Source organism: Pseudoclavibacter sp. RFBA6, assembly GCF_002931575.1.
GTDB lineage: Bacteria > Actinomycetota > Actinomycetes > Actinomycetales > Microbacteriaceae > Pseudoclavibacter > Pseudoclavibacter terrae.
Genome location: NZ_PSUA01000012.1, coordinates 99,913 through 120,522 on the forward strand (window position 1 = coordinate 99,913; position 20,610 = coordinate 120,522).

The window sequence follows — 20,610 nt, forward strand, 5'->3', positions numbered from 1 at the left end:
AGTCTGCTGGGGGCTCGTGTCGCTGGTGGGGCGGTGTCGTTTCGATCATGTTTCCGAGCGACCCTGCATGTTACGAGTCTGTGTCGGGAACGGAATCGGATCGGTGCGACCGGGACTCAGACGGAGGCGGTCTGCTCCTGAGCCGTCGAGGCGATGAGGCGCGAGACGCAGCGCAGGTACTTCTTTCGGTAGCCGCCGTCGAGCATTCCACCCCCGAAGATCTGGTCGAGCGCGAGACCGGAAGCGGCGATCGGGATCTGGGCGTCGTAGACGCGGTCGATGAAGGCGACGAAGCGCAGCGCCTCGGCCTGATCGGTGAGCTCGTGTACGTCTCGGAGGGCGAGGAGGTCGACGTTCTCGACGAGCCGCACGTACTTCGAGGGGTGGACGGTCGCAAGGTGCTGGACGAGCTCGTCGAAGCTGTCGTAGGCGACGCTCTTCCCGTCGGCGACCGCTTCATCGACGAGCACGTCCAGCCGTTCGGCTGGAGTGACGGCCGCGTGGCCCGACATGTCGCGCCGTCGGTAGTCGGTGCCATCGATGCGCAGCGTGTCGAACACGCCGGCGAGCTTCGTGATCTCGCGCAGGAAGTCCGATGCCGCGAAGCGTCCCTCGCCGAGCGCGTTCGGCGGGGTGTTGCTCGTCGCGGCGACGCTCGTGCCGGAGTCCACGAGCTCCCCGAGGAGCCGGGACATGACCATCGTGTCGCCCGGGTCGTCGAGCTCGAACTCGTCGATGGCGATGAGGCTCGTGCCCTTGAGCGAGCGGACGGCTTCTGCGTAGCCGAGGGCTCCGACGAGCGCCGTGTACTCGATGAACGTGCCGAAGTACTTGCGCCCGGGGTGGGCGTGCCAGATGGAGGCGAGGAGGTGCGTCTTGCCGACACCGAACCCGCCGTCGAGGTAGATGCCCGGCTTGACCGGCGGTGCCTTCTTGAGGAACCCGAAGAGCCCCTTGCTCCCGGAGTTCGCGGCCGCCTTGACCCCGGCGAAACGCTCGCCTGCCTCGACGGCGGCTGCCTGCGAGGGGTACTCGGGATCCGGTCGATATGTGGAGAACTGAGCACCGTCGAACTGCCGGGGAGGCACGAGGTCCTTCACCATCTCTGCCGCCGTGACGGTCGGTGAGAGTTCGGTCAGGTGCAGCAAGCGGCCTTCGCCCACGGAGTCCTCGTACTTTCCAGTGACAGATGCCCGGTGCGGGCCCACTAAATCCTACCGTCAGCCGCTCCCCCGGTCGTCCCAAATCGATGGGCCGGTACCGTGGTCACATGCACGACGTCACGCTGCCAGAACCGCTCGAGCTGCTCCGCGAGGAGCTGCTCGATGTGTCACCCCGCGATCGCCTCGAGCTCCTCGCCGAGATCGGCGCCGAGCTTCCAGCAGTCGAACCCGCCGAGGCCGAGACGTTCGAGCGCGTCATCGAATGCCAGTCACCGGTGTACCTCGACGTCTCGCTGGGCCGCGACGCACGCGTCCGGCTGCGCATCTCGGTCCCGCCGGGCGCGCCCATGACGCGCGGCTTCGCGGCGGCTCTCGTACAGGGCGTCGACGGTCATGAGCCAGCTGCGCTCCTCGGACTTCCTGAGGACCTGCCGAGCGTCCTCGGCCTGGGCGACCTCGTCTCACCGCTCCGCCGCAGCGGAATGGTGGCTCTGCAGGCGCGCGCGAAGAGGCAGCTGCTCGAGCGCATCGCCGCCGAGGGGCGCGCGTAGGGACCGCCTCGCGTCTCAGAACGTCGCGAGCCATTCGTCCAGCGACCGCTCCCAGCGCCCGCTGTCGACGTTCCAGAGGCGCGTGTGCAGTGCGCGCTCGAATTCGCGGTACGTGACGAGATCGGGCCGGCGGCGTGCCACCTCTCGACTCGCGTCGACAGGCACGACGGTGTCCGCGCTGGAGTGGAAGAGGAGGATGGGCACGCGAAGCTCCCGGAGCCGGTTCGGGATCTCGAGCTCAGCGAGCGGAATCGGCGCCTCGAGGCCGAGCAGAGGGCGCGCGAGGGGACTCCCGATGAGCCAGACGCCGAGCGCCGTCACCGCGCGGGGAAGCCGCATGGCTCGACCCTGGTATCGGAGTATCGAACGCCAGCTCAGGGCAGGCGACTCCAGGAAGATGCCGGCGACGAGCTCGCGGTGCCGCGCATTGAGCGACGCCTGCACAACGGTTCCTCCCCCCATGGACCATCCGACGAGGATGATCCGCTTGGCGCCGCGCTCCGCGGCCCAGTCCATCGCGGATTCCACGTCGCGCCACTCCGTCGCACCGAGACCGAACTTCCCGTCGGGCGATGGAGGTGCGAGCGCGTCATTCCGGTAGCTCACCACCAGCGAGTTCCAGCCTCGACCTCGAAACAGCGGGACTGCGCGCAAGGGCTCGGTCATGACGGCGCCCCGACCGTGCACGTGGATCGCCCACGAATCGCTGGCATGGGCCGCCGGGATCAGCCAGGCGGGCATCGCCCCGAGCGGGGTCTGCACGTCGACCCAGCGCCACGGCAGATCGAGGTCCCGCACCCAGAGCTGTGGAGCCGATGCAAGGCGAACGGATCGGACGCGCTCGAGCTGCGCGCCCTGCTCGCCCCAGTAGCGCCTGGTCACCGTGCGCTCCGACTCGTCGACGACGGCTCCGACGTTGGCCCTGCCCGTCTCCGCCGCGAAGACCAGACTGTAGTGGCCGGGTGCCGCCGTCTCAGGGGTGCGGGCGAGGGTGACCGTGCCCGCCTGCCTGTCAACCCGGAGCAGGCGCACCGGGTCCTTGCGGCGCCGTGGAGGCGTGACGACGGCGCGCGCGACCATGGTGGCCGCCGTGCCGGAGATGGCGACGAGGCCGACGACGACTGCGCCGAGGGTCGCCGTGGCGAGCTTCGCAGCAGGCCTGGTCGACTCAGCCGAGACACGTTTGGCGGCACACATCACGACGATGATCGCGCACACTGCCCGTGAACACGCCGTAGGCTGGCGCGCCGCTTACGGCGCGCCTGATCTGCGTTGCAGAAGGCCAGGCCTAGTCTCGTCGCGTGGTTGTCCCGTTGCATCGATCTGCCCCGGAGTTCGAGGCCGCCGTAGAGGCGGTCCGTGCGGCCGAGTTCCGCTCTGCCCTCACGGTGAGCGAGATCCGTCCCCCAGCGAACCTGGCCCCCGAATCGCTCGCGCTCTCCGGAGACGTGCGACCAACTGCCCACGCCAGCGACTCAGAGCTCGGCACCGGCAGGTTCATCTTGCTCCATGACGAGAGCGAGCCGGAGGCGTGGCGCGGAGCGTTCCGCGTCGTCTGCTTCGCGCAAGCTCCCCTTGAGCCCGAGATCGGCGTCGATCCCTTCCTCGCGCCCGTCGCATGGTCCTGGCTCATGGATGCACTCGAGTCCAGGGGGGCCGCCTTCGAGCATCCCTCCGGAACGGCGACGACCATCAACGGTCGTGGTTTCGGTGAGCTCGAAGAGCAGGGAGAGGGTGCGCAGATCGAGCTGCGCGCATCCTGGACGCCTCGCGAGACCGACCTCGCTGCTCACGCAGAGGCCTGGGGTGAGCTGCTGTGCCTCCTGGCAGGCATGCCGCCCGAAGCTGAGGCAGACGACGGCGTCCAGGTGCTGCGGCACCTCCGAAAGGCGAAAGATGGGGCTTGACGCAGACCGCCTGAAGGAAGGCGGACTCGACGTTATCGAGACAGAAGACCAGCTGAGGGCGGGGCTGGACAGGCTCGCCGCTGGAACTGGGCCCGTCGCCGTGGACGCCGAACGCGCATCCGGCTATCGGTACTCGGAGCGCGCCTACCTCGTTCAGCTGTTCCGTCGCGGAAGCGGCACGCTGCTGATCGATCCCATCGCGACGGGGTCGCTTGCTCGGCTGCAGGAGATCATCGGCGAGGAGGAGTGGATCTTCCACGCGGCCACCCAGGACCTGCCCTGCCTGCGCGAACTCGAGCTGGACCCGACCCTCATCTTCGATACCGAGCTCGCCGCGCGGCTGCTCGGGTACGAGCGGGTGGGCCTCGGCGCCGTCATCGAGCGCCTGCTCGGCATCTCGCTCGAGAAGGCGCACTCCGCGGCAGACTGGTCGACGAGACCGCTCCCGGAGTCGTGGCTCGCCTACGCGGCCCTCGACGTGGAACTGCTCATCGATGTCCGCGACCAGCTGCACCAGGAACTGGTGGAGGCCGGGAAGCTGGAAGCTGCTCGAGAAGAGTTCGCCGACATCCTGACGCGTGAGCTGGGGGTCAAGAAGCCAGACGCCTGGCGTCGGATCGGCGGCATCAGCAGGCTCCGCAGTCCTCGGGCGCTTGCCGTCGCCAAAGAGCTCTGGCTCTCGCGCGATGAGATGGCGAGAAGCTCAGACACCGCGCCTGGGCGCCTCTTCCCGGATCGCGCACTTGCGGCAGTTGCGACGGCGATGCCTCGGACGCGTGGCGAGCTGGCGCGGCTGAAGGAGTTCACTGGGCGGGCATCCAGAACCCAACTCGATCGCTGGTGGGGTGCCGTGGAGCGCGGGCTGACGACGGACGAGCTGCCGCCGCAGGCGCCGCGTGACCCCGACCGCATGCCGCACCACCGCCAGTGGGAGCAGCGGGCTCCTGAAGCAGACCGCCGCCTGAAGCTCGCTCGCGAGTTCCTCGTGGCCCATGCCGAGGAGCTCCACATGCCGGTCGAGAACCTGCTGACACCCGAGCTGCTCAGGCGCGCGGCGTGGAGCCCGCACCAGCCGGTCTCGGCAGAGACGGTTGCCGAGCACCTGCGTGACCTCGGCGCTCGACCGTGGCAGACCAGCGAGGTTGCACAGGGAATCGCCGCCGCTTTTGTAGAAGCTGACCAATTGACTTCCACTCCGGACGGAGAGGCTTCGTAGCTTCGCACGAGGCATTGGCTTCCCATCAGGCGGGCATCCATAGGATGACCGAGTCAATAGATGCTTGGAGGCAGTGTGGCCAATCGAGAAGTGTTGTTCATCGACGGCGTTCGGACCCCCTTCGGACGTGCTGGCGAGAAGGGCATGTACTGGAAGACCCGTGCGGACGACCTCGCTGTCAAGGCGATCAAGGGTCTCCTCGACCGGAACCCGCAGATCCCGCACGACCGCTACGACGACGTCGCCATCGCCGCGACCACGCAGCAGGGTGACCAGGGCCTGACCCTCGGCCGCTCGACTGCCATCCTCGCCGGTCTCCCGAACACGGTCCCGGGTCTCGCGATCGACCGGATGTGCGCCGGCGCGATGACGGCGGTCACGACCATGGGCTCCGGCGTCGGGTTCGGCGCGTACGACGTCACAATCGCTGGCGGAGTCGAGCACATGGGTCGGCACCCGCTCGGCATCGGCGCAGACCCGAACCCGAGGTTCGTCGCCGAGCAGCTCGTGAGCGGTGACGCCCTCAACATGGGCAAGACCGCCGAGCGCCTGCACGACCGCTTCCCGCAGCTCACGCGCGAGCGCAGCGACCGCTACGCCATGCGCAGCCAGCAGAAGGCCGCCGCCGCGTACGACAACGGCCAGCTGCAGCCCGACCTCATCCCCGTCGCCATCGAGTCAGAAGCTGGCTGGGGACTCGCGACGCGAGACGAGACGCTGCGGCCCGAGACGAACATGGAGACGCTCTCCACGCTGAAGACGCCCTTCCGCCCGCACGGTCGAGTGACCGCAGGGAACGCCAGCGGGCTGAACGACGGCGCGACTGCCGCGATCATCGCCTCGAGTGCCGCCGCCAAGGAGTTCGGCCTGCAGCCCAAGATGCGCATGGTCACATTCGCGTTCGCCGGCGTCCAGCCCGAGGTCATGGGCCTCGGCCCCGTGCCCTCGACCGAGAAGGCCCTCGCACGGGCCGGCATGACCATCGACGACATCGGCCTCTTCGAGTTGAACGAGGCATTCGCCGTCCAGGTGCTGTCCTTCCTCGACCACTACGGAATCGACGACGACGACCCGTCCGTGAACCCGTACGGCGGTGCCATCGCGATCGGCCACCCGCTGGCCTCATCCGGCGTCCGCCTGATGACCCAGCTCGCGAAGCAGTTCGAGGAGCACCCCGAGGTTCGCTTCGGCCTGACTGCCATGTGCGTCGGCCTCGGACAGGGCGGCACCGTCATCTGGGAGAACCCGAGCTGGAACGGCAAGTCGCACGCACGCCGAGGCTTCGGCAAGAAGGGACGCTGATCACCATGGCAACCGATCTCCGAGCACGCTACGCTCCCCTGCTCGCCATGAGCACCGACGAGGTCGTGACGCACTCGCTTGTCCGCGACGTCACTCTGCCGAGCGGTCGGACACTGGCGCTCATCACGCTCGACAACGGCCACGACTACACACGGCCGAATACGCTCGGCCCGGAGACCCTCGCCGAGCTCGGCGAGGTGCTCTCGCGCCTGCGCGCCCGAGCGTCGTCCCATGACATCGACGCGGTCGCCATCACCGGCAAGCGCTTCAACTTCGCGGCCGGCGCGGACCTCTCCAACGTCGGCTCGATCCCCAGCCGCGACGTCGCACTGCAGCTCGCGCAACTCGGCCACGAGGTGCTCGGCTCGCTCGGCAGGCTCGGCGTGCCCAGCTTCACCTTCTACAACGGACTGGCGCTCGGCGGGGGTGTGGAGATCGGTCTGAACTCCGACTACCGCACCGTCGATGCCACCGTTCCCGCGTTCGCCCTGCCGGAGACGTTCCTCGGCCTCGTCCCCGGGTGGGGAGGTGCCAGCATCCTGCCGAATCTCATCGGCATCGAGAACGCGATCAAGGTCATCATCGAGAACCCCCTCAAGCAGAACCGGATGCTCAAAGGCCCACAGGTCGCCGAGCTCGGCATCGCGGACGCGATCTTCCCCAGCCTCAACTTCCTCGAGGACTCCCTCGTCTGGGCGGACAAGGTCATCGGCGGGGATATCGAGGTGAAGCGCCCGCACGCCCCGGGGCGTCTCGAGCGACTCGCGAAGTGGGACCTCGCACTCGGGGTCGCTCGGAGGACACTGGAGGAGAAGCTCGGCACGGTCGCGCTCGCACCCTACCGGGCCCTCGACCTCCTCAAGCTGGCGAAGGGCGATGACCGCGCAAAGGGATTCGCGGCTGAAGACGAGGCGCTTGCCGACCTCATCTCCGGCGACCAGTTCGTGGCATCGATCTACGCGTTCAACCTCGTCCAGAGGCGCGGCAAGCGTCCAGCAGGGGCGCCGGACAAGGCACTGGCACGCCCGGTCAACAAGGTCGGCGTCATCGGCGCCGGACTCATGGCCACGCAGTTCGCGACGCTCTTCGTCCGACGATTGAAGGTGCCGGTGGTCATCACCGACCTCGACCAGGCGCGGGTCGACTCGGGCGTCGCCGCCGTGCGTCGCGAACTCGAGAAGCTGCACGAGAAGGGCCGGATCGACGGCGACGAGTACGGACGCCTCACCGGGCTCGTGCACGGGACCACCGACAGGAGCCAGTTCGCGGACTGCGACTGGGTCATCGAGGCGGTCTTCGAGGAGCTCGGCGTGAAGCAGCAGGTCTTCTCGGACTTCGAGAAGATCGTCGGCCCCGAGGCCATCCTGGCCACGAACACCTCGTCGCTGTCGGTCGCGCAGATCGGCGCCCAGCTCGAGCATCCGGAGCGCCTGGTCGGCTTCCACTTCTTCAACCCGGTTGCGCAGATGCCCCTCATCGAGGTGGTGAGGACGCAGAGCACCGACGATGCGACACTCGCCACGGCGATGGCGACGGCCAAGAACCTCAAGAAGACCGCCGTCATCACGAGGGACGCGCCCGGCTTCGTCGTGAACCGCGTCCTCGCGAAGGTGCTCGGCGAGGCCATGAACGCCGTCGATACCGGAACCTCATTCGAAACGGTCGACCATGCGCTCGACCGCATCGGCCTGCCCATGACGCCGTTCGAGCTCCTCGAGCTCGTCGGCCTGAAGGTGGGAGCACACGTCCTCGACACGCACCACGCCGCGTTCCCCGACCGATTCTTCGAGTCGGAGAACCTGCACAGGCTCGCGGATTACGGCAAGCTCTACGACCGCGATGGGAAGGGCAAGAAGAAGGGCTTCGACAAGAAGGCCGTGCAGATCGTCGCGGGCGGCAGGACTCCGATGACCGCGGAGTCGTTCGCGGAGCGGGTCGAGGTCGGCCTCGCCGACGAGATCAAGCGAATGCTCGACGAGCGGGTCGTCGCGGCACCCGAGGACATCGATCTGTGCCTCATCCTGGGCGCAGGCTACCCATTCCAGGCCGGCGGCATCACACCGTACCTCGACCGGATCGGAGCCTCAGAGAAGGCGTTCGGCGGCACCTTCCACACGCCACCCATCCGCGGGGCTGCCTCGCGCTGACCTGAGGAGCGAACACCGAAGGCGCCTCCTTGCCCGACACGGGTGGGGAGGCGCCTTCGTCGATCGAGGCTAGTGCGCGGCGTGGTACTTGACCGGTTCCGGCAGGCCGGCCTCGGCACGGATGCGCCGCGAGAGCCGCTCGAGCGAGGTCAGGGCCGCGATCACGTCGTCGGCGGTCACGGCGAACGGCATGTTGTGGATGGTCTCCCCCGGCACCGTCGCGGCCTCGGCGATGAGCCTGAGCTCGTGCTTGTCGTCGGTCGAGAGCCCGATCTCGGTAAGGGTCGTGGGCAGCCCGAGCTTCGTGGTGAAGACGATGAAGTCGCGGATCTCCTCCTCCGGCGCGCCCTCGAGGATGAGCTGTGCGATGGACCCGATGTTGACCTTCTCCCCGTGCTGGAGGCCGTGTGTCTGCGGGGCCGCCGTCAGGCCGTTGTGGATCGCGTGCGCGGCGGCGAGGCCGCCTGACTCGAAGCCGAGCCCCGAGAGCAGGGTGTTCGCCTCGATGGCACGGTCGAGCGCTGGTGTCACGACGCCGTCCTCCACCGCGTCGAGCGCGGTCGGTGCGTTCTCCCAGAGCACGTCCCAGCTGAGCTTCGCCAGCGCCGTGCCCGTCTGTGTCGGGAGTCCGCCTGCCATCGTCTTGGAGTTCGAGCGGCTCGTGGCGCGCGCTTCGAGCCAGGTGGCGAGGGCATCGCCGAAGCCCGCGACGAGGAACCGGGCGGGAGCGTCAGCGACGAGCTGCGAGTCGATCAGCACGAGGTCGGGATTGCGAGGGAAGAAGCGGTACTCCTCGAACTCGCCTGACTCGGTGTAGACCACGGCGAGCGCGGAGGTCGGCGCGTCGGTGGACGCGACGGTCGGCACGCTCACCCAGCGGATTCCCGCCAGGAAGCCCGCCGCCTTCGCCGCGTCGATCGTGCTGCCGCCACCGACGGCGACGATGACGTCGCTGCCGCTCTGCGTGATCACGTCAACGATCCGGTCGATCTCACCGGACGAGGCGACGCCGTTGAACCGTTCGCGCGGCACCTCGGCGCCCCCACCGGTGAAGGAGGTCGTCAGGCGCTCGCCGAGCAGGTCCCAGACGAAGTCGTCGGTCAGGAGCAGCGGTGTCTGGCCGATCTGCTCGACGAACTCGCCGAGGCGCGCCAGCGCGCCCTTGCCCTGCACGTATCGGCCGGGGCTGAGGACTGTGCGGATGGGGGTCTCACTCGTCATGGGGAACTCCTTCGTGATCGGAAATCGTCCCAACGCTAACCAGCGCAGATGGGTGCAGACCACAGCTGTTCTCAGCGACGGAGAACCGAGAGCGTGTAGGCGTACGCCGAAGGGCGGAGCCTCGCGGCTCCGCCCTTCGGTCCTCCAGTGCTGCTGCTGGCTACGCCGCGGCGAGCTGGCGGAGCACGTACTGCAGGATTCCACCGTTGCGGTAGTAGTCGGCCTCACCAGGGGTGTCGATGCGGACGACGGCGTCGAACTCGATCGTCTGCTTGCCCTCAGGCGAGTCGGACGTGGGCTCGGCGATGACGTGCACCGTCTTGGGCGTGAAGCCCTCGTTGAGCTGCTCGATGCCCTGGATGGAGATCGACTCCGTGCCGTCGAGACCGAGCGATGCCCAGGTCTCGCCAGCGGGGAACTGCAGCGGAACGACTCCCATGCCGATGAGGTTCGAGCGGTGGATGCGCTCGAAGCTCTCGACGATCACGGCGCGGACGCCGAGGAGGCTCGTGCCCTTGGCGGCCCAGTCGCGAGACGAGCCGGAGCCGTACTCCTTGCCTCCGAGGACTACCAGCGGTGTGCCGGCTTCGGCGTAGTTCTGGGCTGCGTCGTAGATGAACGACTGCGGTCCGTCTGCCTGGGTGAAGTCGCGGGTGTACCCGCCCTCGACGCCGTCGAGGAGCTGGTTCTTGAGGCGAATGTTCGCGAACGTGCCGCGGATCATGATCTCGTGGTTGCCGCGACGCGAGCCGTAGGAGTTGAAGTCCTTGCGGTCGACGCCGTGCTCGGAGAGGTAGCGGCCAGCGGGGCTGTCCGCCTTGATCGAGCCAGCTGGGCTGATGTGGTCGGTCGTGACCGAGTCGCCGAGCTTCGCGAGCACGCGGGCACCCTTGATGTCGGTGACTGGCGTCAGCTCCATGACCATGCCGTCGAAGTACGGGGGCTTGCGCACGTACGTCGACTGGTCGTCCCATTCGAACGTGGCGCCGGTCGGCGTCGGCAGCGAGCGCCAGCGCTCGTCGCCATCGAACACGGCACCGTACTCGCGCGTGAACATGTCCGTGTCGATCGACGTGTCGATCGTCGACTGCACCTCGTCAGCGGACGGCCAGATCTCGCTGAGGAAGACGTCCTTGCCGTCGGAGTCCGTGCCGAGTGGCTGGGTCTCGAAGTCGAAGTCCATGGTTCCTGCCAGCGCGTACGCGATGACGAGCGGCGGGGAGGCCAGGTAGTTCATCTTCACGTCGGGGTTGATGCGCCCCTCGAAGTTGCGGTTTCCGGAGAGGACCGCCGTGACGGCGAGATCGTTGTCGTTGATCGCTTCGGAGATCTCCTCGTTCAGCGGTCCCGAGTTGCCGATGCAGGTCGTGCAGCCGTAGCCGACGGTGTAGAAGCCGAGCGCCTCGAGCGAGTCGGTCAGACCGGCCTTCTCGTAGTAGTTCGTCACGACCTTGGAGCCGGGAGCGAGCGTGGTCTTGACCCATGGCTTCGCCTTGAGTCCGCGTTCGCTCGCCTTCTTCGCGAGGAGACCGGCTGCGAGCATGACCGAGGGGTTCGAGGTGTTCGTGCAGCTCGTGATGGCGGCGATGGCCACGGAGCCGTGGTCGATCGTGTAGTTCTGGCCGTCTGAGCCCTGCACCTGCACGGGCTTGCGCTCGTGCGAGAAGGTCGGGGCGGTGTGCCGCTCGCGGACATCCGAGTCGTCGGAGCCCGGCGTGAGCTTGGCAGGGTCGGATGCCGGGAAGCTGTCCTCGCCGGCGACATCGACGAGACCGAAGTCCTCGGCGGTGTAGTCGGTCAGGTCGGCACCGAACTGGCCCTTGGCCTTCGAGAGCTCGATGCGGTCCTGCGGGCGACGCGGGCCCGCGATCGATGGAACGACCGTCGAGAGGTCGAGCTCCAGGTACTCCGAGTAGGAGAGCTCCTTGCTCGGGTCGTGCCAGAGGTGCTGCTCCTTCGCGTACGCCTCGACGAGCTTGACCTGCTCCTCGCTGCGGCCCGTGAGCCGCAGGTAGTTGAGGGTCTCGTCGTCGATCGGGAACATCGCGGCCGTCGAACCGAACTCGGGGCTCATGTTGCCGATGGTGGCGCGGTTGGCGAGCGGCACTGCCCCGACACCCTCGCCGTAGAACTCGACGAACTTGCCGACGACGCCGTGCCTGCGCAGCAGGTCGGTGATCGTGAGGACGACGTCTGTCGCCGTGACGCCCATGGGGATCTGGCCCTTGAGCTTGAAGCCGACGACCTTGGGGATGAGCATCGACACGGGCTGGCCGAGCATGGCCGCCTCTGCCTCGATGCCGCCGACTCCCCAGCCGAGCACGCCGAGGCCGTTGACCATCGTCGTGTGCGAGTCGGTGCCGACCAGCGTGTCCGGGTAGGCCTGCAGGACGCCGCCGACCTCGCGGACGAAGGTGACGCGCGCCAGGTACTCGATGTTGACCTGGTGGACGATGCCGGTTCCCGGGGGAACGACCTTGAAGTCCTCGAAGGCCGTCTGGCCCCAGCGGAGGAACTGGTAGCGCTCGCCGTTGCGCTGGTACTCGATCTCGACGTTACGCTCGAGCGCATCCGCCTGGCCGAAGAGGTCGGCGATGACCGAGTGGTCGATGACGAGTTCAGCGGGAGCCAGCGGGTTGACCTTCTCGGGGTCGCCGCCGAGCTGGGTGACGGCCTCGCGCATCGTGGCGAGGTCGACGATGCAGGGAACGCCGGTGAAGTCCTGGAGGACGACTCGGGCAGGCGAGAACTGGATCTCGGTGTCTGGGTCTGCCGTCGGCACCCACGAACCGAGCTTCTGGATCTGCTCTGCGGTCACGTTCGCACCGTCTTCGGTGCGGAGGAGGTTCTCGAGGAGAACCTTGAGGCTGAAGGGGAGCTTCTCGAAGCCCTCAACCTTGTCGATGCGGAAGATCTCGTACTCGGTGCCGTCGACACTGAGCGTGTCCTTGGCCCCGAAGCTGTTGACTGCGGTCACGTCTCGGCTCCTTCTTTGCAACTCTGGGTGCGCGGCCCGCGCCCAGCAATCATCTCGCGTCTCGCCGTGGCTTGCCTCGAAGGTGATCCTGAGTTGATCGAGACGCTTTTATCTTGACATCAAGATACTTTACCTGCTTCACTCTGCGCACGAGACCGCGACGCGCTCAGCAGGGCGCGCACGAAGAGCACCGTGACGACGAGGACCACCGCGTACATGGGGGTTCCCATGAGCAGCCGCGCGAGCCCGAGCGCCTCGACGTTGCCAGCGAAGTAGAGCGGCAGCTGTACGACGAGGCGCAGCGCGAAGAACCCGACCCAGACGAGCGTGATGATGGACATCCACCGCAGCATCGAACGGTCCTGACGCCAGCTCGAGCCCTGACCGGTGATGAGGCCGGTGACGAGGCCGATCACCGGCCAGCGGACGAGAACCGAGACCAGCAGGGCAGCCCCGTACGCGGCGTTGGTGTAGAAGCCCACGAGGTAGAAGTTCTCACCCCGACCGGTGGTCATGGCGAGGACGCCCGAGATCAGCAGCGCGACGAGGCCCGAGATGGCCGGGACGACCGGCTCCTTCTGCAGGGCCCGGACGAGGATGAACAGCAGACCGAGTGCCGCAGGCGCGAGGACCGCCACCCACAGCTCGGTTCCGAGCGTGAAGAGGACGAGGAACACGATGCCAGGCAGCAGGGTCTCGATGAGTCCCCGGACACCGCCCATGGCAGCGAGCAGGGACGCGCCGCTGATACCGCCTTCGGTGAGCCGCCCGAGCGAGGACGACTTTGCCACCTCCTCGAGCTTGCGCATGTTCGGCGCATCAGCGGGCGACTGCGCGGCACCCGCCCCATCACCGTCTGGGTGCGTCATGCCTTCTCGGCCGCTCCGGATGCGGCATCTTCCGTGGCCGTCTTCGATGTGGGGTCGGCCATAGCCTTCGGCACGACGAGCGTCAGGAGCTCTCGCGGTGGCAGCGGGGCGTCTCCACGCACGACGACGACGCTCCGGAAGAGCTCGACCAGCTCGACTCGCGTGGCCTCATCACGGAGCGCCTTCCCCGTGAGCACGCCACGGAGGAACCAGCGAGGCCCATCCACGCCGAAGAAGCGCGCAGAGCGCGTCTGAGACGATGCCGCGCCCTTCACGACGACGGGGATCTTCGTGTCGAGCACCGGGCCCAGGATGCCCTCGACCTCTTCTGCAGTACCGCCCTGCTTGCGCACCTGCTCGGCGAGCTGAGCCATGATCGAATGCCACAGACCCGTCGATCGCGGAGCCGCGAACGCCTGGATCTGCATCGTCGATTCCTTGTAGTCGAGGGCGACCGCGACGAGTCGCTTGGTCTTCTCCTCGACCTCGAGACGGAGACCGAGCCCCTCGCGGGCGGGGATCCGCAGCGCACCCAGGTCGACGTATCGCTTCGCCGGGCTGGCCTCGCTGATGTCGAACGGCCCCCGAGTCTCGCGATCGATGGGAGCGGACTTCGCCTCATCGTCGTCCTGGTCGTCGTCGTCGAGCTCGCCCTCGAGCTCCGCATCGTCGAGCAGTTCGTCGTCGACGGTCAGCTTGTCGGCCTTCTCCGGCTTCTCTTCTTCCTTCTTGAGGAAATCAAACAGTCCCATGATGAGCCTCCTGGTCAGATGCGTAGCCGGTGGAGCCGAAACCGCCCTCGCCGCGCTGTGACGTGGAGAGCTGCTCGGTCTGGATGAAGTTCACCGGTGCCAGCTGCATCACCACGAGCTGGGCGATGCGGTCGCCCGCGGCGATGGCGTACGTCTCGGTCGCGTCGGTGTTGAGGATGATGACCTTGATCTCTCCGCGGTACCCGGAGTCGATCGTGCCAGGGGCGTTCACGAGGGTGATGCCGTGCTTGGCTGCGAGCCCCGACCGCGGCATGACGAAGCCGACGGTCCCGTCAGGGAGCGCGAGCCGAACGCCCGTGCCGACGACAGCTCGCTGGCCAGGGGCCAGGGTGACCGGCTCGGTGGCGGTCAGGTCGGCACCGGCGTCGCCAGGCTGGGCGAACGCGGGGAGGACGCCCGAGACGGGCACATCTATGACAAAGCTCACCGTACGAGCCTAGCTGAGGCGTGACCGGATCGTGATCTGACAGCGATGCCCGGCAAAGCGTGATCCAATATCGACATGCCAGTTTTCCACGAGCGCCTGTGGCCCGCCGCCTGGGTCTACGCCGTCGGCTTCCTCATGGTGCCTGCCGTCATCCTCGTCTTCACGCCCATCAACTTTTTGATCGGCGCCGCCATCGCAGTGACGCTGTACGCGGCCTTCCTGACGCTGATCCTGGCGTACTCCCCCATCATCGAGGTCACTGCGACTCAGGTTCGCGTCGCCGGCGCGCACGTCCCGCTGAACTTCACCGGGCAGTGCATCCCCCACACGACCAGGGAGAAGGCCCGTCTGGCGGCAGGTCCGGAGCTCGATCTGCGCGCGTGGCTGTGCATCAGAGGATGGATTCCGACCTCGCTCACGATCGAGATCACGGATGAGGCGGACCCGGTCCCGTATTGGCTGGTGTCGACGCGCAGGCCGACTGAGCTCGCCTCGGCGATCACGGAAGCTCGCTCGCGGGCGCCACGACAAGCTGACTGAACCACCAACTGCCCTCTCTGCAACCAGAAAGACTGCAACCAGAAAGACCGAAGCCGCATCCGGTGGGATGCGGCTTCGGTCGTGAGTCGTGCGGGCGGTCAGGCCGTCGCGCAGTCGTGGCACACGGGTCCGAGTGCCGAGTTCTTCTCGAGCTGAGAACGGTGCTTGACGAGGAAGCACTCGACGCAGGTGAACTCGTCGGCCTGCGGCGGGATCACCACGGTCTCGAGCTCGACGTCTGCGAGGTCTGCAGCCGAGAGGTCGAAGCTGCCGGGGTTGTCAGCGTCCTCGGCGTCAACGCTGCCGGAGAGACGATCCGGCACTCGCTCCTTCAGCGCCTCGATGGACTCTGCGTCATCGTCGGTCTTGCGAGGTGCGTCGTAGTCGGTCGCCATACCTATCCAAATCTCTTCAAACGAGGGGAACTCCCCCAGGCGCGGCAATTGTGCACGACTCAGGGGTGAAACTCAAACCCAGGTCAGCAGTGTTCGCGCGGAGCGAGATCAAATGTCCTCCCGACTTGGACGGCGCGCCCCTCGGCTCCTCGCCTGCACCGCCCCGGCGTGTGATGCTGTGCCCCAGGAATCGGCAACGCCAAGGAGTACGAGCATGCAAGAGCTCAGATTCATCGACCTGGATGAAGGTGCCCTCGTCGTGTCCGGAGATGACGGCCAGCGCTTCCGAGTCGTGATCGACGAAGCGCTCCGCGATGCCCTGCGGCCGCGCATCTCGACGCGCGTCGATGCGCCGAAGGTGCCGCCACGGGCCATCCAGCGGCTCATCCGCGCCGGGAAGACGATCGACGAGGTGATCGAGCTCACCGGAGCAGCCCGCGAGGACGTGGTGCGCTTCGAGGGTCCCGTGCGGGCCGAGCGCGATTACCTCGTTCGACAGGCGCGCGCGGTGACGGTGCGCTTGAAGACCGACGCAGACCCGCTCGGACAAGACGGAACGAGCTTCGGCGAGGTCATCGATGACCGCCTCGAGGCGTCGGTCGCAACTGCCGTCGTCTGGGACGCCTGGAAGGATGACGAGGAGGGCTGGCGGGTCGGTCTCTCGTTCGCCGTCGACGAGATATCTCGAGAGGCACTCTGGGGCTTCGAGCCAAAGACGCAGGCCCTGACCCCGCTCAATCCGACGGCGACGATGCTCTCGCAGCAGGGAGAGGCACCTGCGCTCGGCAGCCCCCGGTTGCGGGCGGTCGTCGAGGCACCCCAGCGCGAGGTGGCACCGGCAGTGAGTGCCGAGCCCTCCGCGAAGGAGCCGGTCTCCTGGATCGGCGCCGCGGCATCTCGCCTCGAGCGTGCCACCGAGCAGCAGCACCACGAGACGGCCGATCTGCTGGAGGCGCTCCGCAGGCGCCGTGGTGAGCGAGTCACCCAGTCGTTCGACGACGACGAAGACGGTGCGGATGAGGTCGAGTCGAACGCCGAGGGCCCCCTCGACGAGACCGGATCGCCCTCGCCAGAGCGGACTCCGGTGAAGCTCTTCGCTCCTCGCGGCCGCGACGAGGATCGTTTCGAGACGGAGACCATCGAGCCGAGCGATCTCGGTGCAGGAGGCGTGCGAGCCGTCGATGTGCCACTCGACGGGCTGGACGAGCCCGCACGTGATGCCGGGGAGCCGTCCCAGTCCAAGCACTCGCCGAAGCGCTCAGGGCGAGCGGCGATGCCGAGCTGGGACGAGATCGTCTTCGGCACTCGCAGCGACGAGTAGGACCCGACGTTCGGCGTGCGCTGGAGGTCAGTGCGCGTAGGCGCCGGCACGGATGAGGGGAACGATGGTCTCCTCGGGGGTGATCGATCCGTGCTGTCCGACGACGAGCCTCGCACCCGACTGCACCGACGAGGGGTAATAGGTCACGCCCTTGGTCGCCGCGACGATGACATCCCCGATGCGTGCTGCCGCCTCTGGGGAGACGACGGGTCCGTACCAGCCCTCGGAGATCGCCGCCGCGCGGGTGAGGACGGTGGCGCGAGAGCTCTGCGACTCGTGCCACCGGTTCCGAAGCTCCTGGGCCTCCGAAGCATCCGCGTCCGGTGCCAGGTACAGGTGCCGGAGCCTGGGCTCACCCGCCATCGCGATGACCCCGTCGAAGAGCGGGTCGTCGTCGTCGATGTCGATCTGCCGGTGTCGCGGAATGTCGACCATGCCGTGATCTGCGGTCACGAGGATGCCGGTTCCCGCATCCACCCCGCGAGCCAGCGAGTCGAATGCCGCGTCGAGCTCCTCGAGCCGCGCCAGCCAGGCGTCAGACTCCCAGCCGTGCGCGTGACCAGCCTGATCGAGTTCGGCGTTGTAGAGGTAGATGAGCGCACGGGGGTTCGTGTCGAGCGCGGCGAGGGTCACCTCGACCCTCTCCTGCATGGACTCGCCTTCGAGGTAGAGGGCACCTCGGAGCGACGCGTGCGTGAGCCCGGAATCCCGGTACTGCGGCATGCCGACCACGATGCTCTGCACCTCGGACGAGGCGTCGCGCAGCTGCTCGAAGATCGTGCGCTGCAGCTGCCAGGTGGCCGGGTCCATGCCGTCGCCCCAGCCGGACAGCTGGTTGCGGATGACCCCGGAGTCGCGGTCGTAGAGCGAGTAGCCGAGCAGCCCATGCTCGCCCGCGCGGGTGGCCGTCGTGAGGGAAGTGATGCCCGCGACGGTCGTCGAGGGGAACGAGAACGCGGTGTCCTTCTTGCGCCAACCGGCGCTCAGCCGCCGCGCGTGGCCGGCTCGGGAACGGAGCATCGCCGCACCGAGCCCGTCGACGAGCATGACGACCGTGGATCGGGCCTCGGGGAGACCGAGCGCACCCCGTTCACCACGCAGAGAGGCAAGCGAATTCGGCAACACGTCGGAGAGCGTCGGGCGACCGCTCGCCGCGCTGAATAGCATGGACGACATCCGTCCCAGTCTCCCACAGGGGCGCCGCGGCAACCTCCCTTCCGACAGGTGACATGAGCACAACACGCAACGACGACTCCTCAGCGATGAGCGAGCAGCGCATCGAGGACATCGACGTCTCCACCGAGATGCAGTCCTCCTTCCTCGAGTACGCCTACTCGGTCATCTACGCCAGGGCTCTCCCTGACGCGCGCGACGGGCTCAAGCCCGTGCAGAGACGCATCCTTTACCAGATGGCGGAGATGGGGCTCCGGCCGGATCGTGGGCACGTGAAGTCGGCTCGTGTCGTCGGCGAGGTGATGGGGCGCCTGCACCCGCACGGCGACACCGCCATCTACGACGCGCTCGTCCGCATGGCTCAGGGGTTCGTGCAGCGGGTGCCGACGATCGACGGCCACGGCAACTTCGGGTCGCTCGACGACGGTCCCGCGGCCCCCCGTTACACGGAGGCGAGGCTCGACGCAGCCGCACTGGCGCTCACGGCTGAGCTCGACGAGGACGTCGTCGACTTCGTTCCCAACTACGACAACTCGACGACGCAGCCCGAAGTGCTCCCGGCTGCCTGGCCGCACCTGCTCGTGAACGGTGCGAGCGGCATCGCCGTTGGCATGGCGACCAACATGGCGCCGCACAATCTCGGCGAGGTAATCGCTGGAGCCCTGCATCTGCTGGAGAACCCGGGCGCGACGCTCGAAGAGATCATGCAGTTCATCCCCGGGCCGGACCTGCCCTCGGGCGCTCGCATCACGGGCCTCGACGGCATTCGGGATGCGTACGCGGGCGGGCGGGGCTCGTTCCGGACACGTGCGACGGCCAGCGTCGAGCGCGTCACGGCGCGCAAATCCGGCATCGTCGTCACCGAGCTCCCCTACATGGTCGGCCCCGAGAAGGTCATCGAGAAGATCAAGGACGGGGTGCAGGCCAAGAAGCTGGCTGGCATCAGCGACGTCGCCGACCTCACGGACCGCAAGCACGGACTCCGGCTCGTCATCGAGATCAAGACGGGGTTCGATCCAGAAGCCGTGCTCGAGCAGCTGTACCGGCACACCCCGCTCGAGGACATGTTCCACATCAACAACGTGGCGCTCGTCAACGGCGGGCCGCAGACGCTCGGCCTCATCGAGCTGCTCCGCGTGTACCTCGACCACCGTATTCAGGTGGTGCGCAGGCGAAGCGCCTTCCGTCTTGCGCGCAAGCTCGAACGGCTCCATCTCGTCGAGGGCCTCCTCGTCGCGATCCTCGACATCGACGAGGTCATCCAGATCATTCGCTCGAGCGACGACGCATCGGCCGCCGGCGAGCGCCTGCGCATCGTCTTCGACCTCTCAGAGCTCCAGTCGGAGTACATCCTCGAGCTCCGGCTCCGCCGCCTCACGAAGTTCTCGCGCATCGAGCTCGAGGCGGAACGCGACCAGCTGCGGCAGGAGATCGCCGAGCTCGAGCGGCTCCTCGGCGACGAGATCCTGCTCCGTGCTCGTGTCGGCGCGGAGCTCCGGGAGACCAGCGACCGGTTCGCGACGCCACGCCGGACGCTGCTTACCGAGGGAGTCGGCACTCCCCCGAAGCGCGGGAAGGCGATCGAGACCACGCAGCTGCAGCTCGCAGACTCCCCGACGCAGGTGCTGCTCTCCACGACGGGCCGCCTGCTCCGCATCGACACGGTCGAGGCGGATGCACGACTGCAGCAGCCGCCGAGGCGCAGCAAGCATGACGCCGTTCGGTCGCACGTGACCACCACCGTGCAGGGTGAGCTCGGGGCGGTCACCAACCTCGGACGGCTCCTCCGCGTCCCCGTGGTGGCGCTCCCCTCCAGCCCGCAGGGGTCCGTGCTGCTCTCGGCCGGGGTGAAGGCACACGACTTCGTGGGCCTGACGAACGCCAAGGAGCAGGTCGTCGCCCTGGTGCCCATCGACCAGGAGACGCCGATCGCCTTGGGGACGAGGCTCGGCGTCGTCAAGCGGGTCACGGGCATCGACTTCGGGAAGAACCGCGAACTCGAGATCATGACGTTGAAAGCGGGCGACGAAGTCGTCGGTGCAGCGCTCGCCGCCGACGACGATGAGCTCGTCTTCGTCTCTGACGACGCTCAGCTGCTGCGCTTCTCCGGCAAGCTCGTCAGGCCGCAGGGCCGCTCGGCCGCGGGAATGGCAGGCATGAAGCTGTCGGACGGGGCCGTCGTGCTCTCGTTCGCCGTCGTGGCAGCGGCGAACATCGACCTCGCGGAGGTCGCGAGCGTCGCGCGCAACGAGGACGCGCTCGAGGGAACAGATTCGGGGACGGCGAAGGTCTCGAGCCTCAGCGAGTTCCCCGCGAAGGGCCGGGCGACGGGTGGGGTCAGGGCCCAGCGCCTCCTCCGCGGCGAGCGCCGCCTCAGCGCAGCGTGGGTCGGGCCGGGCACCCCCTTCGGAAACGCCCGTGACGGCGCCGTACGCGCGCTGCCGACCGGTGGCGCGAAGCGCGACGCGTCCGGAACCCCGCTTGAGCAGGTCGTGGACTTCATCGGCCGTGGCATCGGCGATCCGACGCCGTTGCCCGGTGCCGAGGCTGAGGGTGCCGCGCCCGATTCCGAGGACACCACGGCCGCGTCCGTGACCGACTGATCGACAGATCCCGCGAGGGCGAAGA

17 protein-coding genes are annotated in these 20,610 nt (G+C 67.7%); 8 read left to right on the forward strand and 9 right to left on the reverse strand.

Going from position 1 to position 20,610, the window contains the following annotated elements; genetic code table 11:
• Positions 1-116 precede the first annotated feature (116 nt).
• A complete protein-coding gene (gene zapE, locus C5C17_RS10405) occupies positions 117-1,163 on the reverse strand; it encodes a cell division protein ZapE (RefSeq protein WP_374953909.1) in 1,047 nt (348 codons plus the stop codon).
• 107 nt (positions 1,164-1,270) lie between these two features.
• Between zapE and C5C17_RS10410 the strand changes: the two genes are divergently transcribed.
• Positions 1,271-1,714, forward strand: coding sequence for a SufE family protein (locus tag C5C17_RS10410; protein WP_104253316.1), 444 nt, complete (start codon positions 1,271-1,273; stop codon positions 1,712-1,714).
• A gap of 15 nt (positions 1,715-1,729) precedes the next feature.
• Here C5C17_RS10410 and C5C17_RS10415 read toward each other — a convergent pair whose 3' ends face one another.
• The gene (locus tag C5C17_RS10415) at positions 1,730-2,911 is read right to left on the reverse strand and encodes a S9 family peptidase (RefSeq protein ID WP_146079139.1); all 1,182 of its coding nucleotides are present in this window, start codon (positions 2,909-2,911) and stop codon (positions 1,730-1,732) included.
• 104 nt (positions 2,912-3,015) lie between these two features.
• On the opposite strand from C5C17_RS10415, the gene C5C17_RS10420 reads away from it, so the two are divergent.
• From C5C17_RS10420 to C5C17_RS10435, 4 genes are all read left to right on the forward strand, one after another.
• Positions 3,016-3,621 carry a DUF3000 domain-containing protein gene (locus tag C5C17_RS10420; RefSeq protein WP_104253318.1) on the forward strand — a complete coding sequence of 202 codons (606 nt, stop codon included), beginning with the start codon at positions 3,016-3,018 and terminating at the stop codon, positions 3,619-3,621.
• A complete protein-coding gene (locus C5C17_RS10425; RefSeq protein ID WP_104253319.1) occupies positions 3,611-4,837 on the forward strand; it encodes an HRDC domain-containing protein in 1,227 nt (408 codons plus the stop codon). The genes C5C17_RS10420 and C5C17_RS10425 overlap by 11 nt, the downstream gene beginning before the upstream one ends.
• A gap of 75 nt (positions 4,838-4,912) precedes the next feature.
• Positions 4,913-6,139, forward strand: coding sequence for an acetyl-CoA C-acyltransferase (locus tag C5C17_RS10430; RefSeq protein ID WP_258066163.1), 1,227 nt, complete (start codon positions 4,913-4,915; stop codon positions 6,137-6,139).
• A gap of 5 nt (positions 6,140-6,144) precedes the next feature.
• A complete protein-coding gene (locus C5C17_RS10435; RefSeq protein WP_104253321.1) occupies positions 6,145-8,286 on the forward strand; it encodes a 3-hydroxyacyl-CoA dehydrogenase NAD-binding domain-containing protein in 2,142 nt (713 codons plus the stop codon).
• Between the two features lie 69 nt (positions 8,287-8,355).
• Here the strand turns inward: C5C17_RS10435 and C5C17_RS10440 are convergent, their stop codons facing one another.
• The 5 genes from C5C17_RS10440 to dut form a co-directional block, all read right to left on the reverse strand.
• Positions 8,356-9,507: a glycerol dehydrogenase gene (locus tag C5C17_RS10440; protein WP_104253322.1), complete on the reverse strand. Its 1,152-nt coding sequence runs from the start codon at positions 9,505-9,507 to the stop codon at positions 8,356-8,358.
• Between the two features lie 160 nt (positions 9,508-9,667).
• On the reverse strand, positions 9,668-12,484 hold the full coding sequence (acnA, locus tag C5C17_RS10445) for an aconitate hydratase AcnA (protein ID WP_104253323.1): 2,817 nt from the start codon (positions 12,482-12,484) through the stop codon (positions 9,668-9,670).
• A 119-nt stretch (positions 12,485-12,603) separates the two neighbouring features.
• Complete coding sequence (locus C5C17_RS10450; protein ID WP_104253324.1) at positions 12,604-13,353, reverse strand: DUF3159 domain-containing protein; 750 nt, start codon at positions 13,351-13,353, stop codon at positions 12,604-12,606.
• Positions 13,350-14,105 (reverse strand): DUF3710 domain-containing protein, encoded by a 756-nt coding sequence (locus C5C17_RS10455; RefSeq protein ID WP_104253325.1) that lies wholly within the window; start codon positions 14,103-14,105, stop codon positions 13,350-13,352. Before C5C17_RS10455 ends, C5C17_RS10450 begins: the two co-directional genes overlap by 4 nt.
• Positions 14,092-14,541 carry a dUTP diphosphatase gene (dut, locus tag C5C17_RS10460; RefSeq protein WP_104253845.1) on the reverse strand — a complete coding sequence of 150 codons (450 nt, stop codon included), beginning with the start codon at positions 14,539-14,541 and terminating at the stop codon, positions 14,092-14,094. The genes C5C17_RS10455 and dut overlap by 14 nt, the downstream gene beginning before the upstream one ends.
• Positions 14,542-14,628: 87 nt before the next feature.
• Between dut and C5C17_RS10465 the strand changes: the two genes are divergently transcribed.
• Complete coding sequence (locus C5C17_RS10465) at positions 14,629-15,093, forward strand: DUF3093 domain-containing protein (RefSeq protein WP_104253326.1); 465 nt, start codon at positions 14,629-14,631, stop codon at positions 15,091-15,093.
• A gap of 98 nt (positions 15,094-15,191) precedes the next feature.
• Here the strand turns inward: C5C17_RS10465 and C5C17_RS10470 are convergent, their stop codons facing one another.
• Entirely contained in the window at positions 15,192-15,488 is a 297-nt protein-coding gene (locus C5C17_RS10470; RefSeq protein ID WP_104253327.1) for a DUF4193 domain-containing protein, read from the reverse strand.
• 214 nt (positions 15,489-15,702) lie between these two features.
• Between C5C17_RS10470 and sepH the strand changes: the two genes are divergently transcribed.
• Positions 15,703-16,809: a septation protein SepH gene (gene sepH / locus C5C17_RS10475; RefSeq protein WP_181028550.1), complete on the forward strand. Its 1,107-nt coding sequence runs from the start codon at positions 15,703-15,705 to the stop codon at positions 16,807-16,809.
• Between the two features lie 27 nt (positions 16,810-16,836).
• On the opposite strand, the gene C5C17_RS10480 is transcribed toward sepH, so the two are convergent.
• Positions 16,837-17,985, reverse strand: a complete 1,149-nt coding sequence (locus C5C17_RS10480; protein WP_104253329.1) for an alkaline phosphatase family protein — start codon at positions 17,983-17,985, stop codon at positions 16,837-16,839.
• A 53-nt stretch (positions 17,986-18,038) separates the two neighbouring features.
• On the opposite strand from C5C17_RS10480, the gene C5C17_RS10485 reads away from it, so the two are divergent.
• Entirely contained in the window at positions 18,039-20,585 is a 2,547-nt protein-coding gene (locus C5C17_RS10485; RefSeq protein ID WP_104253330.1) for a DNA topoisomerase (ATP-hydrolyzing) subunit A, read from the forward strand.
• Positions 20,586-20,610 lie beyond the last annotated feature (25 nt).

Excerpts from the sequence above, each read along its gene's own strand:
- C5C17_RS10410 (WP_104253316.1), top strand. The coding sequence starts at position 1,271 with ATGCACGACGTCACGCTGCCAGAACCGCTCGAGCTGCTCCGCGAGGAG.
- C5C17_RS10465 (WP_104253326.1), top strand. The coding sequence starts at position 14,629 with ATGCCAGTTTTCCACGAGCGCCTGTGGCCCGCCGCCTGGGTCTACGCC.
- C5C17_RS10435 (WP_104253321.1), top strand. The coding sequence starts at position 6,145 with ATGGCAACCGATCTCCGAGCACGCTACGCTCCCCTGCTCGCCATGAGC.
- sepH (WP_181028550.1), top strand. The coding sequence starts at position 15,703 with ATGCAAGAGCTCAGATTCATCGACCTGGATGAAGGTGCCCTCGTCGTG.
- C5C17_RS10480 (WP_104253329.1), bottom strand. The coding sequence starts at position 17,985 with ATGTCGTCCATGCTATTCAGCGCGGCGAGCGGTCGCCCGACGCTCTCC.
- C5C17_RS10440 (WP_104253322.1), bottom strand. The coding sequence starts at position 9,507 with ATGACGAGTGAGACCCCCATCCGCACAGTCCTCAGCCCCGGCCGATAC.
- C5C17_RS10450 (WP_104253324.1), bottom strand. The coding sequence starts at position 13,353 with ATGACGCACCCAGACGGTGATGGGGCGGGTGCCGCGCAGTCGCCCGCT.
- C5C17_RS10425 (WP_104253319.1), top strand. The coding sequence starts at position 3,611 with ATGGGGCTTGACGCAGACCGCCTGAAGGAAGGCGGACTCGACGTTATC.
- C5C17_RS10455 (WP_104253325.1), bottom strand. The coding sequence starts at position 14,105 with ATGGGACTGTTTGATTTCCTCAAGAAGGAAGAAGAGAAGCCGGAGAAG.
- C5C17_RS10415 (WP_146079139.1), bottom strand. The coding sequence starts at position 2,911 with ATGTGTGCCGCCAAACGTGTCTCGGCTGAGTCGACCAGGCCTGCTGCG.
- C5C17_RS10470 (WP_104253327.1), bottom strand. The coding sequence starts at position 15,488 with ATGGCGACCGACTACGACGCACCTCGCAAGACCGACGATGACGCAGAG.
- C5C17_RS10485 (WP_104253330.1), top strand. The coding sequence starts at position 18,039 with ATGAGCACAACACGCAACGACGACTCCTCAGCGATGAGCGAGCAGCGC.